At 70.9% G+C, this 15148-nt stretch carries 14 protein-coding genes; 7 read left to right on the forward strand and 7 right to left on the reverse strand.

Annotation, left to right across the window (positions count from 1 at the left end):
• The first annotated feature begins 77 nt into the window (after positions 1–77).
• The 5 genes from Vau01_RS28375 (at position 78) to Vau01_RS28395 (ending at position 4240) form a co-directional block, all read left to right on the forward strand.
• Entirely contained in the window at positions 78–377 is a 300-nt protein-coding gene (locus Vau01_RS28375; protein ID WP_203998561.1) for an urease subunit beta, read from the forward strand.
• Positions 374–2083, forward strand: coding sequence for an urease subunit alpha (locus Vau01_RS28380; protein ID WP_203998563.1), 1710 nt, complete (start codon positions 374–376; stop codon positions 2081–2083). Before Vau01_RS28375 ends, Vau01_RS28380 begins: the two co-directional genes overlap by 4 nt.
• Positions 2083–2793 (forward strand): urease accessory protein UreF, encoded by a 711-nt coding sequence (locus tag Vau01_RS28385; RefSeq protein ID WP_203998565.1) that lies wholly within the window; start codon positions 2083–2085, stop codon positions 2791–2793. The genes Vau01_RS28380 and Vau01_RS28385 overlap by 1 nt, the downstream gene beginning before the upstream one ends.
• 122 nt (positions 2794–2915) lie before the next feature.
• Positions 2916–3581, forward strand: a complete 666-nt coding sequence (gene ureG, locus Vau01_RS28390) for an urease accessory protein UreG (RefSeq protein WP_203998568.1) — start codon at positions 2916–2918, stop codon at positions 3579–3581.
• Positions 3560–4240 (forward strand): urease accessory protein UreD, encoded by a 681-nt coding sequence (locus tag Vau01_RS28395; RefSeq protein ID WP_203998571.1) that lies wholly within the window; start codon positions 3560–3562, stop codon positions 4238–4240. Before ureG ends, Vau01_RS28395 begins: the two co-directional genes overlap by 22 nt.
• Here Vau01_RS28395 and hisS read toward each other — a convergent pair.
• Both hisS and Vau01_RS28405 read right to left on the reverse strand, forming a co-directional pair.
• The gene (gene hisS, locus Vau01_RS28400) at positions 4230–5564 is read right to left on the reverse strand and encodes a histidine--tRNA ligase (protein ID WP_203998574.1); all 1335 of its coding nucleotides are present in this window, start codon (positions 5562–5564) and stop codon (positions 4230–4232) included. The two genes, Vau01_RS28395 and hisS, sit on opposite strands and share 11 nt — an antisense overlap.
• 3 nt (positions 5565–5567) lie before the next feature.
• Positions 5568–6260: an MBL fold metallo-hydrolase gene (locus tag Vau01_RS28405; protein ID WP_239151916.1), complete on the reverse strand. Its 693-nt coding sequence runs from the start codon at positions 6258–6260 to the stop codon at positions 5568–5570.
• A gap of 175 nt (positions 6261–6435) precedes the next feature.
• Here Vau01_RS28405 and Vau01_RS28410 point away from each other — a divergent pair, with 175 nt between their 5' ends.
• Both Vau01_RS28410 and Vau01_RS28415 read left to right on the forward strand, forming a co-directional pair.
• Positions 6436–7359, forward strand: coding sequence for a peptidylprolyl isomerase (locus Vau01_RS28410; protein WP_203998580.1), 924 nt, complete (start codon positions 6436–6438; stop codon positions 7357–7359).
• Positions 7360–7433: 74 nt separating this feature from the next.
• The gene (locus Vau01_RS28415) at positions 7434–8288 is read left to right on the forward strand and encodes a peptidylprolyl isomerase (protein ID WP_239151917.1); all 855 of its coding nucleotides are present in this window, start codon (positions 7434–7436) and stop codon (positions 8286–8288) included.
• A 42-nt stretch (positions 8289–8330) separates the two neighbouring features.
• On the opposite strand, the gene Vau01_RS28420 is transcribed toward Vau01_RS28415, so the two are convergent.
• The 5 genes from Vau01_RS28420 to yajC form a co-directional block, all read right to left on the reverse strand.
• Positions 8331–10787 carry a RelA/SpoT family protein gene (locus Vau01_RS28420; RefSeq protein ID WP_203999095.1) on the reverse strand — a complete coding sequence of 819 codons (2457 nt, stop codon included), beginning with the start codon at positions 10785–10787 and terminating at the stop codon, positions 8331–8333.
• Positions 10788–11040: 253 nt separating this feature from the next.
• Positions 11041–11592, reverse strand: a complete 552-nt coding sequence (locus Vau01_RS28425; RefSeq protein ID WP_203998583.1) for an adenine phosphoribosyltransferase — start codon at positions 11590–11592, stop codon at positions 11041–11043.
• A 14-nt stretch (positions 11593–11606) separates the two neighbouring features.
• On the reverse strand, positions 11607–12827 hold the full coding sequence (gene secF, locus Vau01_RS28430; protein ID WP_203998586.1) for a protein translocase subunit SecF: 1221 nt from the start codon (positions 12825–12827) through the stop codon (positions 11607–11609).
• Positions 12828–12830: 3 nt separating this feature from the next.
• Positions 12831–14603 carry a protein translocase subunit SecD gene (gene secD, locus Vau01_RS28435; RefSeq protein WP_239151919.1) on the reverse strand — a complete coding sequence of 591 codons (1773 nt, stop codon included), beginning with the start codon at positions 14601–14603 and terminating at the stop codon, positions 12831–12833.
• 99 nt (positions 14604–14702) lie between these two features.
• On the reverse strand, positions 14703–15086 hold the full coding sequence (gene yajC, locus Vau01_RS28440) for a preprotein translocase subunit YajC (protein WP_373320328.1): 384 nt from the start codon (positions 15084–15086) through the stop codon (positions 14703–14705).
• Between the last annotated feature and the right edge of the window lie 62 nt (positions 15087–15148).

Raw genomic sequence — 15148 nt, forward strand, 5'->3', positions numbered from 1 at the left:
GTCACCATCCGGCTCAGCGGAGTCGATCCGCTCGCGGATCGGCTCCGAGGCTTCACGTCGCGGAGCGAGGTGAAGCCGTGATCCCGGGTGAGGTTCTGTTCGGCTCCGGCGATGTGGAGATCAACGCCGGCCGGGCCGTCGTGGAACTGCGGGTGGTCAACACCGGCGACCGGCCGGTCCAGGTCGGGTCGCACTTCCACTTCGCCGAGGCCAACGCGGCGCTCGAGTTCGACCGCGCCGCTGCCGCCGGGCACCGCCTGGCGGTGCCGGCGGGCACGTCGGTCCGCTTCGAACCGGGGATTCCGCGGGTGGTCACCCTCGTCGCGCTGGGCGGCCGGCGCGTCGTCCCGGGACTTTCTTTGAAGGTGACGGCGTGAGCAGTCTTTCCCGTGCCCGGTATGCCTCTTTGTACGGACCCACGGCGGGTGACCGGATCCGGCTGGCCGACACGAACCTGCTCATCGAGGTCGAGCGCGACCACTGCGCCGGCGGCGACGAGGCGGTGTTCGGCGGCGGCAAGGTGATCCGCGAGTCGATGGGCCAGTCCACCGCCAGCCGTGCGGACGGCGCGCCCGACACCGTGATCACCGGCGCCGTCGTGCTCGATCACTGGGGCGTCGTCAAGGCCGACGTCGGCATCCGGGACGGGCGCATCGTGGCCCTCGGCAAGGCCGGCAACCCCGACACGATGGACGGCGTCGACCCTTCACTCGTGATCGGGCCGGGCACCGAGATCATCGCCGGCAACGGGCGCATTCTGACGGCCGGCGCGATCGACTCGCACGTCCACCTGATCTGCCCCTCCATCTTGGAGGAGGCGCTGGCGGCCGGCATCACGACGGTGATCGGTGGCGGCACCGGACCGGCCGAGGGCACCAAGGCGACCACGGTCACGCCGGGAGCCTGGCACCTGGCCCGGATGTTCGAGGCGCTCGACCCGTGGCCGGTCAACGTGCTGCTGCTCGGCAAGGGCAACACGGTCTCCGAAGAGTCGATGTGGGAGCAGCTGCGGGCCGGCGCCGGCGGCTTCAAGCTGCACGAGGACTGGGGCACCACGCCCGCGGCGATCGACGCGTGCCTGCGGGTGTGTGACGCGTCGGGCGTGCAGGCGGCGATCCACACCGACACGCTGAACGAGGCCGGCTTCGTCGAGGAGACGCTGCGCGCGATCGGCGGCCGGGGCATCCACGCGTACCACACCGAGGGTGCCGGCGGCGGTCACGCGCCCGACATCATCACGGTGGCGTCGTTACCCAACGTGCTGCCGTCGTCGACGAACCCGACCCGCCCGTACACCCGCAACACGCTCGACGAGCACCTCGACATGCTCATGGTCTGCCACCACCTGAACCCCACGGTGCCGGAGGACCTGGCGTTCGCGGAGAGCCGCATCCGCCCGTCGACCATGGCGGCCGAGGACCTGCTGCACGACCTCGGCGCGATCTCGATGATCGGCTCCGACTCGCAGGCGATGGGCCGGGTCGGCGAGGTGGTCATGCGCACGTGGCAGACCGCGCACGTGATGAAGGCCCGCCGTGGCCCGCTGGCCGGTGACGGCGCCGCCGACAACCTGCGCGCCCGCCGGTACGTGGCGAAGTACACGATCTGCCCGGCGATCACCCACGGGCTGGAGGCCGAGGTGGGCTCGGTCGAGCCGGGCAAGCTCGCCGACCTGGTGCTCTGGGACCCGGCGTTCTTCGGGGTCCGCCCGCACGCCGTGATCAAGGGCGGCATGATCGCCTGGGCCCAGATGGGCGACGCCAACGCGTCGATCCCCACTCCCCAGCCGATCCTCCCCCGTCCCATGTTCGGCGCGTACGGTCGGGCCGCCCCCGCGACCTCGCTGCTGTTCGTGTCCCCCACCGCCCTGGACGACGGCCTCGCCGACCGGCTGGACCTGCAACGCCGACTGGTCCCGCTGGCCGACGTGCGCCGCCGGGGCAAGACCGATCTCCCGCTGAACGACGCGCTGCCGAGAATCGAGGTGGCCCCCGACACCTTCACCGTCACGGTCGACGGCGAGGTGGTGGAGCCCGAACCGGTCGAGGAACTCCCGATGGCCCAGCGCTACTTCCTGTTCTGATGACCCCTGCGACCCTCCTCCTGCTCGCCGACTCGCGCCTGCCGGCCGGTGGCCACGCCCACTCCGGCGGCCTGGAGGAGGCCGTCGCCGCGGGCCGGGTCACCTCGGTCGCCGACCTCGCGCTGTTCCTCCGCGGCCGCCTCGCCACGACGGGCCTGGTCACGGCCGCCTTCGCCGCGGCCGCCTGCCACGCCGCAGCCGCCTGCCACGCCGCAGCCGCCTGCCACGCCGCGGGCGACCCGCCACGACTCGCCGATCTCGACGCGGAACTCAACGCGCGGACGCCGTCGCCCGCGCTCCGGAAGGCGTCCCGCGCCCAGGGCCGCGCGTTGCTCCGGGCCGGCCGGGCAATGTGGCCCCTCCCGGCTACCACGCCACCGGGCGGGGTGTGGCCCGGGCCGGAGGGTGCGCACCACGCGGTGGCACTGGGCGTCGTGGCGTGCGGCGCGGGGCTGGCGCCGGCCGATGCCGCGATCGTCGCGGCGTACGGTGCGGTCACCGGGCCGGCCAGTGCCGCCGTGCGGCTGCTCGGCCTGGACCCGTACGCGGTGCAGGCCGTCCTCGCCGGACTCGCCGCCGACTGCGACGCCACCGCCGCCAGCGCCGCGGCACTGGCCGCCGAGGGTCACCTGCCCGCGGCGACCGCGCCGCTGCTCGACATCGGGGCCGAGCGTCACGCCCGGTGGGAGGTGCGCCTCTTTGCCTCCTGACCCGCCATCGACCGCCCAAGATCGCCGTTTCAGGAAAGAACCTGGAGTCTCGCTGCAGGTTTCTTCCTCAAAACCCGATCTTGAGGCCGCTCCACCCCGGAACCACCGGAAGGGAATCGGATATGTCGCCACATAACGACCACGTCGGTGGTGATCCGCACGAGCCGATCGACCACACCCACCCGCGGGCGGTGCGGATCGGGATCGGCGGGCCGGTCGGGTCCGGGAAGACGGCGTTGGTGGCGGCGTTGTGCCGCACCCTGCACGCCGACGTCAACCTCGCCGTGGTCACCAACGACATCTACACGACCGAGGACGCCGACTTCCTGCTCCGGAACGGGGTGCTGCCCGCCGAGCGGGTCCGCGCGGTCGAGACCGGGTGCTGCCCGCACACGGCGATCCGCGACGACATCGCGGCCAACCTCGACGCGGTGGAGGACCTGGAGCACAGCCTCGGCGGCCTGGACCTGGTGCTGGTGGAGAGCGGCGGCGACAACCTCACCGCCACGTTCAGCCGGGGGCTGGTCGACCGGCAGATCTTCGTCATCGACGTCGCGGGGGGCGACAAGGTGCCGCGCAAGGGCGGGCCGGGCGTCACCTCGGCCGACCTGCTCGTGATCAACAAGACCGACCTCGCCCCGCTGGTGGGCGCCGACCTGGGCGTGATGGACCGGGACGCGCGGGCCCGCCGCGGCGACGCGCCGACCGTGTTCCTGTCGCTGGTCGACGATCCGGCCGCCGGCCCGGTCGCCGACTGGGTGCGCGCGTGCGTCGCCACCCGGGTCTGACTGCGAACGCCGTCCTCCGGGCCGACGGCACGCGGCTGACCACCCTGCACGGCGAGCCGCCCCTGCTGCTCCGGCGGACGGGCACCGCCGCCGACGGCGCCACGATCGTGCACCTGGTCGGCGGCGCCGCGGGTCCGCTGGCCGGCGACCGGCTGAGCCTCACGGTCGACCTCGACGCGGGCGCCGCCGTGGAGATCCGCTCGGTGGCCGCCACGGTCGCCCTCCCCGGGCGCACCGCCGACTGGTCGACGCTCACCGTCACGGTCCGGCTCGGGCCGGGGACCATGCTCCGCTGGCTGCCGGAGCCCCTGATCGCCGCGGCCGGCTGCCGGCACGTCGGCCGCGCCGAGATCGACCTCGCGCCCGACGCCCGCCTACTGTGGCGCGACGAGTTGATCTGCGGGCGCCACGGCGAGCCGCCCGGCGACCTGCGGTCGGAACTGCGGGTGCGGCACGCCGGCCGGCCGCTGCTCGCCCACGACCTGGCCGTGGGCCCGGCGGCCGAGGGCTGGGCCGGGCCGGCGGTGCTCGGCGGCGCGCGGGCGGCCGGGTCCCTGCTCACGGTGAACCTGCCGCACCCGGAGAACGCGATGCCGCTGGCCGGCCCGGGCGCGCTGCTCGTGACGCTGACCGACGACAGGCCCTTCGCTACGGCGTGAGGATGTCCGGCACCCGGTCGGTGGCCGGGGGCTCCCAGGTCTGCGGGTCGGCAACGGCCTGGTCGCCCGAGCGGATGTCCTTCACCTCGTGCTGATCCGCCGGGGACGACGGCGGGAACCACACGAACGGGATGCCGCGCCGGTCGGCGTGCCGGATCTGCTTGCCGAACTTCGCCGCGGCCGGCGCCACCTCGGTGGCGATGCCGCGGCGGCGCAGGGCGGCGGCCACCGCGTCGCTCGCTCCGCGCGTCTCCTCGGCGGTGACCGCGACCAGCACGCACGCCGGCACCTGGCGGGACGCCGACAGCGCGCCCGCACCGAACAGCAGCCCGAGGATCCGGGTGATGCCCAGGGACACCCCGACGCCGGGGAACCGGTCGGACCCGCTCTCGGCGAGGTTGTCGTACCGGCCGCCGGCGCCGACCGCGCCGGACTGCTCGTAGCCGCGCATCTTGGCCTCGTAGACGGTGCCGGTGTAGTAGTCGAGGCCGCGGGCGATGCTCAGGTCGGCCAGCAGCAGGCCCGGCACCAGGCCGTTGGCGGCCTCCATCACCAGCGTCAGCTCGTCGAGACCCTCGTCGAGCAGCGGATCGGTCACCCCGAGGCGACGCACGGCGTCGGCGAACGCGGCGTCGGGCGTGGCGATCTCCGCGAGCGACAGGCACGCCTTGGCCTGCGCGTCGCTGAGGCCGAGGCCGACCAGCTCCTCCGCCACGCGCGACGCGCCGATCTTGTCGAGCTTGTCGACGACGCGCAGCACCGCCGGCGGGTCGGCGATCTCCAGCCCCCGGTAGAAGCCCTGCGCGAGCTTGCGGTTGCTGGTGTGGATCACCACCTGCGGGATCGGCAGGGCGGCCAGCGCCTCGGCCGCGACCACGGGCAGCTCGTAGTCGTAGTGCAGGGCGAGCGTGTCGCGGTCGACGATGTCGATGTCGGCCTGGCGGAACTCGCGGTAGCGGCCCTCCTGCGGCCGCTCGCCGCGCCACACCTTCTGGATCTGGTAGCGCCGGAACGGGAACTGCAGGCGGCCGGCGTTCTCCAGCACGTACCGGGCGAACGGCACGGTGAGGTCGAAGTGCAGGCCCAGCCGCTCGGCTTCGGCGGCGGCCTCCTCCGAAGCCTGGAGCCGGCGCAGCGTGTAGACCTCCTTGGAGGTCTCGCCCTTGCGGAGCAGCTGGTCGAGCGGCTCGACGGCGCGGGTCTCCACCGGCGCGAACCCGTGCAGCTCGAACACCCGCCGCACCCGCTCGACGAACGTGTTCTCGATGAACTGCTCACCGGGGAGCCACTCGGGGAAGCCGGACAGCGGCGTGACGCGAGCCATGATCTACCACCCTCTCCGCGGTGCCGCGCCGGAAACCTGACGCAGGAACGGGTTCGTCGCCCGCTCCTGTCCGATCGTGGTCTGCGGGCCGTGGCCGGGCAGCACCAGCGTCTCGTCGGGCAGCGGCAGGATGCGGTCGCGCAGGCTGGCCATCATCTGGTCGGAGTCACCACCGGGCAGGTCGGTACGGCCGATCGAGCCGGCGAACAGCACGTCGCCGCTCAGGCAGATCGGGGGGACGTCGGCCTCGCCGGGCAGCCGGAAGAGGACCGAGCCCCGGGTGTGCCCGGGGGCGTGGTCGACGGTCACGGAGAGGCCGGCGAGGTCGAGGGCGAGGCCGTCGGAAAGCGGACGGACGTCGGACGGCTCGACCCACTCGAACCGGCCGCCGAACAGCTGGGTGAGGTCGGCGGAGAGCCCCTTGGCCGGGTCGACGAGCATCTCGTCGTCGCCGGGGTGCAGGTAGGCCGGGATGTCGCGTTTCGAACAGACGGGCGTCACCGAGAACGTGTGGTCGAGGTGCCCGTGGGTCAGCAGGACGGCGACCGGGTTGACCTTGTGCTCGGCGAGCACCTCGTCGAGCCGCTTGGTGACCCCGATGCCCGGGTCGACCACCACGCAGTCCTCGCCCGGCGCGGGGGCGACCACGAAGCAGTTCGTGCCGAAGGCATCGGCCGGGAAACCGGCGATGAACACGCAGCCACACCTTTCCGAAGGGCTTAACGAGGTCTCGTTAGGCACATCTGTAGCCAGACCGAGACAGGTCGCCCACACGACTCCAGGGTTCGGACCGTACACTCGCTCCGGCGTGTCGCGCGGGAACGCGCGACGCCGGGGAGTAGACACCGCCATCCTACGGAGGACCCGAATCGTGGCCCGCACCAGAGACCGCCAACGGGCACTCGCCCGCGCGAAGCTGGACCGCCAGATCGCTCGTCGCGCGGCGGCGGCGCGAAAGAAGCGGCAGATCCAGGCGGGTACCGCGGTCGGGTTGGCGGTGGTGCTGATCGCCGTGGGGGCGCTCTGGTTCTCGGGCTTCTTCGATGGCGAGAAGGACAAGAACCCGCCGCAGGGCAGCGGCACGTGCGCCTGGAACAGCACCGAGGGCGGCGAGAACGTCAAGGACGTCGGCCGGCCACCGACCGGCGACATCCAGACCTCCGGCGTGGAGACGATGACGATCACCACCAACCAGGGTGTGATCAAGGCGATCATCGACACCGCCAAGGTCCCCTGCGCGGCGGCGAGCTTCTCGTTCCTGTCCAGCAAGGGATACTTCGACAACACGAAGTGCCACCGGCTCACCACCAGCGGCGGCTACGTGCTGCAGTGCGGTGACCCGTCCGGGACGGGCAGCGGCGGGCCGGGCTACCGCTACGCCGACGAGAACCTGCCGGCGCCGCTGCCGAGTGCGAGCGCCGATCCGTCGGCATCGCCGTCCGCCTCCGCGTCGGCCGCCGCCGGGCAGGCCCTGTACACGCGGGGCATGATCGCGATGGCGAACTCCGGCGACGACACCAACGGCAGCCAGTTCTTCATCGTCTACAAGGACTCGCCGGTGTTCCAGGCGAAGTACACGATCCTCGGCACGGTCACCGAAGGGCTCGAGGTCGTCGACAAGATCGCCGAGAGCGGGGTCGCCGAGGGCGGCACCAGTCCGACCGACGGCAAGCCGAAGGTCGACGTCACCATCCAGTCGTTGATCATGAGCAGCAACGACGCACCCGCGGAGACGCCGAGCAGTCAGCCCGCGTCGGTCAGCCCGTCGGCGACGACCTCAGCGTCCACGCAGTAGGGGCCCGTGCCGGCGGCCGGCCGGCGGGTCGCTAGTGTCCATCCACCAGAAGGAATGTGCAGGGGGAACCGACCGTGACGTCGAACCGGGACCGGGACCGGCGGCAAGCCGCGCGGGCGCGGCTGGAACGCGAGATGGCGCTGCGCGCCGACGCTGCGCACAAGCGCCGCCGTACCCAGACCTTCATCGCCGGCGGCGCGGCCGCGGTCGTGCTGGTCGGCGCGATCGTGTGGATCGCCATCGCGGTCGGCGGTGACGACGACGGCAACGACCCCACGGTCGCCCCCAACGCGAGCGGCTCGGTCTCGGCCAGCCCCACGAGCTGCGACTACAAGCCGCTGGTCGACCCGAGCTCGTCGGCCTCGCAGGAGCCGCTGCCGGCGACCGTCAAGGAGGTCGGCAAGCCCGAGGCGAACGTGCCGCGCTCCGGCAAGCAGGTCATGACCATGGTGACCAACCTGGGCGAGATCCAGGTCGAGATGGACCTGTCCAAGACGCCGTGCACCGCCGGCAGCTTCGCGTACCTGGCGATGAAGAAGTTCTTCGACAACACGAAGTGCCACCGCCTGGTCGCCGACATCGGCGCGCTGCAGTGCGGCGACCCCGGCGGCGACGGCACGGGCGGGCCCACCTACCGCTTCGGCGACGAGAACCTGCCGACGAACCGGCGGCCGGCCTACCCCGAGGGTGTCGTCGCGATGGCGAACGCCGGGCCCGACACCAACGGCAGCCAGTTCTTCTTCGTGTTCAAGGACAGCCCGCTGCAGGCGCAGTACTCGTTGTTCGGCAAGATCACCAAGGGCCTGGACATCATCAAGAAGGTCGCCGAGGGCGGCGACGACGGCGCCTACGCCCAGCAGGCCGGCGGCGGCCACCCCAAGACCGAGATCAAGTTCCAGTCGGTGACGGTCAGCGCGGTCTCCGCGTAAAGAGCCGCTCGGAAAGCGCGCCCCCCGCGGGGGGCGCGCTTTTCAGTTCCCCGAGGTGACGCGGTACGCGTCGTAGACGCCGTCGACGCGGCGCACGGTGCCCAGCAGGTGCTTCAGGTGCTGCGGGTCGGCCATCTCGAAGCTGAACCGGCTCACCGCCACCCGGTCGCGGGTGGTGCTCACCGTCGCCGACAGGATGTTGACCTTCTCCTCCGACAGCACCTTGGTGATGTCGGCGAGCAGCCGGTTGCGGTCGAGCGCCTCGACCTGGATCGACACCAGGAACGTCGACGCCGAGGTCGGCTTCCACGACACCTCGAGCATCCGCTCGGGCTGCGCCTTCAGGTCGCCTGCGTTGGCGCACGTGTCGCGGTGCACGCTGACCCCGCCGGACCGGGTGATGAACCCGAAGATGTCGTCGTTGGGCACCGGCGTGCAGCAGCGGGCCAGCTTGATGTAGATGTCGGAGTCGCCCTGCACCACCACGCCCGGGTCGGACGCCGAACTGCGCACCCGGGGTTGGCGGGTCGGGATCGCCGTCTCGGCGACGTCCTCCACCACTCCCTCGTCGCCGCCGTACCCGGCGACCAGCCGCTGCACCACCGACTGCGCCGACACCTGGCCCTCGCCGATGGCCGCGTACAGCGCGGCCACGTCGGCGAGGTGCAGGTCGCGCGCGATGGCGTTCAGGGCATCGGACGTGAGCAGGCGCTGCATCGGCAGCCCCTGCTTGCGCATGGCCTTGAGCAGCGAGTCCTTGCCCAGCTCGATGGCCTCTTCGCGGCGCTCCTTGTTGAAGTGCTGCCGGATCTTGGTGCGCGCCCGCGGGCTCTTGACGAACCCGAGCCAGTCCTGCGTCGGCCCCGATGTGTCGGACTTCGACGTGAAGATCTCGATGACGTCGCCGTTGGACAGCGACGACTCCAACGGCACCAGCTTGCCGTTGACCTTCGCGCCGATGCACTTGTGCCCGACCTCGGTATGCACCGCGTACGCGAAGTCGACCGGCGTCGACCCCGACGGCAACGCGATCACGTCACCCTTCGGCGTGAAGACGTACACCTCCTGGCTCGACAGGTCGAACCGCAACGCATCGAGGAACTCCGACGGATCGGCCGCCTCCCGCTGCCAGTCGAGCAACTGCCGCAGCCACGTCATCTCGTCGATGTGCGCCGGCGGACCCGCGATCGTGGCGTTCTTCGTCTCCTTGTACCGCCAGTGCGCCGCGATGCCGTACTCCGCCGTGCGGTGCATCGCGTACGACCGGATCTGCATCTCCACCGGCTTGCCGGTCGGGCCGATCACGGTGGTGTGCAGCGACTGGTACATGTTGAACTTCGGCATCGCGATGTAGTCCTTGAACCGGCCCGGAACGGGCTGCCAGTTCGCGTGGATCACACCGAGTGCCGCGTAGCAGTCGCGCACGCTGTCGACCAGAATGCGCACGCCCACCAGGTCGTAGATGTCGGCGAACTCCCGGCCGCGCACGATCATCTTCTGGTAGACGGAGTACAGGTGCTTCGGCCGCCCGCTCACCTCGGCCTTGATCTTCGCCGTGCGCAGGTCGTTGCCGACCTTCTGCGTCACCTGGCGCAGCAGCGCCTCCCGCTGCGGCGCATGCTCGTTGATCAGGCGGTGGATCTCCTCGTACCGCTTCGGGAACAGCGTCCCGAACGAGAGGTCCTCCAGCTCCCACTTGATCGTGTTCATGCCCAGCCGGTGCGCCAGCGGGGCCAGGATCTCCAGCGTCTCCTTGGCCTTCTGCTCCTGCTTCTCGCGCGGCAGGAACGTCAGCGTGCGCATGTTGTGCAGCCGGTCGGCCAGCTTGATCACCAGAACGCGCGGATCCTTGGCCATCGCGACGACCATCTTGCGGATCGTCTCGGCCTTCGCCGCGTCGCCGAGCTTGACCTTGTCGAGCTTGGTGACGCCGTCGACCAGCAGCGCGACCTCGCCGCCGAACTCGGTCCGCATCGACTCCAGCGGGTACCCGCAGTCTTCGACCGTGTCGTGCAGCAGGGCGGCGGCCAGCGTCGTGGAGTCCATGCCGAGGTTCGCCAGGATCGTGGCGACGGCCAGCGGGTGCGTGATGTACGGGTCACCGGAGCGCCGGTACTGCCCGTCGTGCAGCTCGTTGGCCTTGTCGTAGGCCTTCTGCAGCAGCCGCAGGTCGCCCTTCGGGTGCGACGACTTGTGCACCGAGATCAGCGGTTCGAGCACGGAACTGACCTGCTGGCTCTGCCACGGCGCGTTGAACCGGGCGAGCCTGGCCCGGACCCGCCGACCGGTGGGCGTGCCGAGCAGCCCGAACGAGCCCGATCCCGGGTCGGCCGCGCCGGTGGACCCGCCGTCAAGCGCGTCGCCGCCGGGCGTTTCGCCCTGGCGCCGGGATCCGTCGCCGGGGAAGGGCAGGACTACCGCGCCGTTCTCGGCGGGCCCGTCACCGTTCGCGGGGCCACCGTTCGTCCCATTGGGTGCACCGCCGGTTTCGGGGGCCATTTTGGTCGGCACGGCCGCGCCGGCCGGCCGAACTCCCCCGCTGCCGGCACCCCCCACGGGAGGCGCGTCATCGCCGGACACCGACCGCTCCTCCTCGACCACGCCGTCTCCGCCCCCTCGACTCAGGCCGGAACCCCGGCCCGAGACGCCATCGTACCCGTCGCTGGCTGCTGCGATCCCCGCCAGTATTAATGCGCTCACCTACGTGAGCGCGGCCTCGGGGTGCTTGTCGGGTACTCGTCGGTCCGGTCGGTCACGCCACCGCCAGCAGGGCGTGCACCTCCCGGGGCGCGAGCTTGGCCCTGGCTCCGAGGAACTCCAGTTCCAGCAGGACGCTGAACCCCGTGACCGTGCCGCCGGCCTGCTCGATGAGGCCCAGGGTGGCGGCGGCCGTGCCACCGGTGGCGAGCACGTCGTCGACCACGAGGACCCGCTGGTCAGCCGTGAAGGCGTCGGCGTGCAACTCCAGGGTCGCCTCGCCGTACTCCAGCGCGTACGTGGCCGACAGCACCTTCCGGGGTAGCTTGCCCGCCTTGCGGACGGGCACCACTCCCACCCCGGCGGCGTAGGCGACCGCGGCCGCGATCACGAATCCGCGGGCCTCGATCCCGGCCACCACGTCGAAGCTGCCACGCCCGTGGTGCTCGACGATCGCGTCCATGGCGGAGCGGAACGTCGGCCCGTCGGCGAACACCGGCATCAGGTCCTTGAAGACGATGCCGGCCTTCGGAAAGTCCGGGACGTCGAGCACCCGGCTCGCCACCAGGTCGGCGATCGCCTCGCCGCTGTCACCACGGGCCGTCACGCGTTGTCCCCGCCCTACCGGCGCTTGCCGCTCTGGCGCTTGCGCGGGGTCGCCCGGCCCCCACCGGAACCGCCGCCCGACCGGGCCCCGCCACCGGAGCCCGCCCGCGTACCGGACCGCGACCCCGAACCGGCCAGCGCCTTCTTCACCGGTGGTGCGTCGTCCTCGACGCTCTCGACCTCGTCGAGATCGTCTTCGTCGACCTCGCGCGCCGGCTTCTTGGAGAGGCTGGTGGTCTGGCCCTTCTTGGCCGCCTTGCGGGCCTCGCGCGGGTCGATGCCGGCGCGGCGGGCGGCGACGCGCTGGGCGTGCAGCTTGTACCGCGTGTCGAGCATCTTGATGTCGACCAGCCACGGCGTCGCCAGGAACATCGACGAGTACGCACCGGTCGCCAGACCCACGAACAGCACGAGCGCCAGGTCCTTCAGCGTGCCGACACCGAGCAGGCCGGCGCCGACGAACAGCAGGGCACCCACCGGCAGCAGCGCGATGAGCGACGTGTTGATCGACCGCATCAGGGTCTGGTTGACGGCCAGGTTCGCCGCCTCCGGGTACGTGTACTTGGTCGAGCCGAGCAGGCCGCGGGAGTTCTCCTGCACCTTGTCGAACACGACGACGGTGTCGTACAGCGAGAAGCCGAGGATCGTCAGCAGACCGATCACCGTCGCCGGACTCACCTCGAACCCGACCAGCGAATAGACGCCGGCGGTGAGCACGAGGTCGTGGACCAGCGCGGCGATCGCCGCGATCGCCATCGCGCGTTCGAACCTGATCCACAGGTAGGCCGCGACGAGCACCAGGAACACGCCGAGGCCGTACAGGGCCCGTTTGCTGACCTCTTTACCCCACGAGGAGCTGACCTCGCTGACCGCGATCTGGTCCTTGTTGACGCCGGTGACGTCCATGATCGCTTCGGTCGCGGCTTCGCGATCCTCGTTGCTGAGCTTGGGCGTACGGATCAGGTAGTTCGCGTTCTGGCCGACGGTCTGCGCCGAGGTGACCGTGACCCCGGCCTCCGTGATCGCGTCGCTGACCTCCTGCACCGACACGCCAGCCTTGGTCGGCGCGATGAACTGCGTGCCACCGGCGAACTCGACGCCCCAGTGGAAGCCGCGGAACACCATGCTCGCGATGCACACCAGGATGATGATCGTGGAGGCGAGGTACCACCACTTGCGACTGCCGATGAAGTTGATGTTCGTCTCGCCCCGGTAGAGGCGGCGCAGAGCACCCATGACTCAGGACTCCTTCGTGCGCAGTGCGCCGGACCGGCCGGTGGCCGACGCGGCCGCTGACCGGTCGGAACGCACGTTGCCGAGGCCGGAGAAGCGCGGTGAGGTGAAGGCGTTCGCCCGGGACAGCAGGGCGACCAGCGGGTGGGTGAAGAGGAACACGACCATCACGTCGATGATCGTCGACATCCCGAGGGTGAAGGCGAAGCCCTTCACACCGCCGACGGCGAGCAGGTACAGCACCGCCGCGGCGAGCATCAGGACGGTGTCGGCCGACAGGATCGTCCGTCGGGCCCGGGACCAGGCCCGGGGCACCGCGCTCCGCACGGTTCGGCCGTCTTTCACCTCGTCTTTCAGACGTTCGAAGAACACCACGAAGGAGTCGGCGGTGATACCGATGGCGACGATGAACCCGGCGACGCCGGCGAGGCTCAACGTGTACCCGAAGTTGCGCCCGAGCAGCACCAGCGACGCGAACACGGCGGCCGCCGAGACGAGCAGGCTGGCCACCACCACGAGGCCCAGCGCCCGGTAGTAGAAGAGGCAGTAGAGCACCACGAGCCCGATGCCGAGCGCGCCGGCGAGCAGGCCGGCCTCCAGCGCCGCGAGACCGAGCGTCGCGCTGACCGTGTCGACCGACTCGATCTTGAAGCTCAGCGGCAGCGAGCCGTACTTGAGCTGGCGCGACAGCGTGTCGACGTCGTTCTTGGTGAAGGAGCCGTAGATCTGCGCGTCACCGGCGATCACGCCCTGGATGGTGGGCGCCGACACCACGCGGTTGTCGAGCACGATCGCGACCCGGCGCTGCTCCTCGGGGGTGGTGCCGTCGCCGTAGACGTCGCTGGTGAGCTTGGTCCACTTGTTCTGGCCCTCGCCCTTGAACTCCAGCGACACCACCCAGCCGTTGGTGGGGTCGGTGCCGAAGCTCGCGTCACCGACGTCCTCACCGACGACCGACGCCTTGTCGAGCATGAACTTCGTGGGCGCGCCGTTCTCCTCGCCGCAGGCCACGACCTCCTGGTCGGGCTGGACGATCGAGCCCGGCGGGCGCTGGTTGAGCTTGGCGCAGCTGATCTGCGGGATGTTGTACTGCATCTGCGCGGGGAGGACCGCGACCTCGTCGCCGGTGAGCGTCTTGAACGGCTCGAAGATCGCCGCCGTTTCGCCGGTGACCTGGCTGGGGTCCTGCACCTGCTGGGCGATCGACAGCACGTCACCGAGCTTGTTGACCACCGACTCGCGCAGCTTCTGGATCTCCGGGTCAACCGTTGAGCTGGCGCTGGGCGATCCGCTCGGCGCACCCGAGGCGCTCGCCGACGCGCTCTGCGACGGTGCCGCGCTCGACGCGCTCGCGCTCGGGCTGGCACTGGCGCTCGCACTCGCCGAGCCGCTGGGGCTGGCCGACGCGGTGGCCTCGGGATCTTCGCCGCTGCTGTCGGCCGTGGAGGCCAGCACCTTGCGGAACCGCAACTGCGCCGGCTGCACCAGCTTGCGCAGCTCGTCGGGGTCGGTGGAGCCGGCCACCTGGACGACGATGTTGCGGGTGCCGTCGATGGTGACGCTGGGCTCGGAGACGCCGCTGAGGTCGACCCGCTCGGAGATGATCTGCCGGGCCTGCTCCATCTGCTCACGGCTGGGCGCACCACCACCGGGCGTGCGGGCGGACAGCGTCATGCTGGTGCCGCCCTGCAGGTCCAGGCCGAGTTTCGGATGGGGCTTCTTGTCGCCGGTGAAGAACACCAGCCCGTACAGGGCTACGATGATCAGCGCCAGAGCCACGAAGTATCGTGAGGGCTTGATCTGCCCTGGTTGTGCGGCCACGGTGGTTCGGTCTCCCCTGGATGACGAAGGGACGGCGCGGGCGGCGGTGCCGGCGCGTCAGTCCTGGTCTACGACCTTCTTGGCGGTGGTCTCCGAGCTCTCCGGCCTCTTCTCGAGGTCTGGAGCCGGCCGTGCCTCAAGATCCGGCGCGAGGTCGTCCTCGACCTCTTCCTCCTCGTCGTCGCTCGTCGCGGCGGTAACCACGCGACTGATCGACGACCGAGAATACGTGTTGAACACGCCCGGGGAGACCTCGAGGACGACCTTTTCGTCGTCGATCTCCGACACGAAGCCGTAGAGGCCGCCGATGGTCAGCACCTCGTCGCCGGGGCCGATCGACTTCTGCATCTCATCGATCTGCTGGCGGCGCTTCTTGTTGGGGCGGATGAACAGGAAGTACATGGCACCGAAGAGGAGCGCCATCATCAGCAGCGTGGGCATGAAGCTCCCGCCTCCGCCCGACTTTTCCGCAGCGAACAACACTTGGCCTTGCCTTCCCTTGA

Source organism: Virgisporangium aurantiacum (assembly GCF_016863635.1).
GTDB lineage: Bacteria > Actinomycetota > Actinomycetes > Mycobacteriales > Micromonosporaceae > Virgisporangium > Virgisporangium aurantiacum.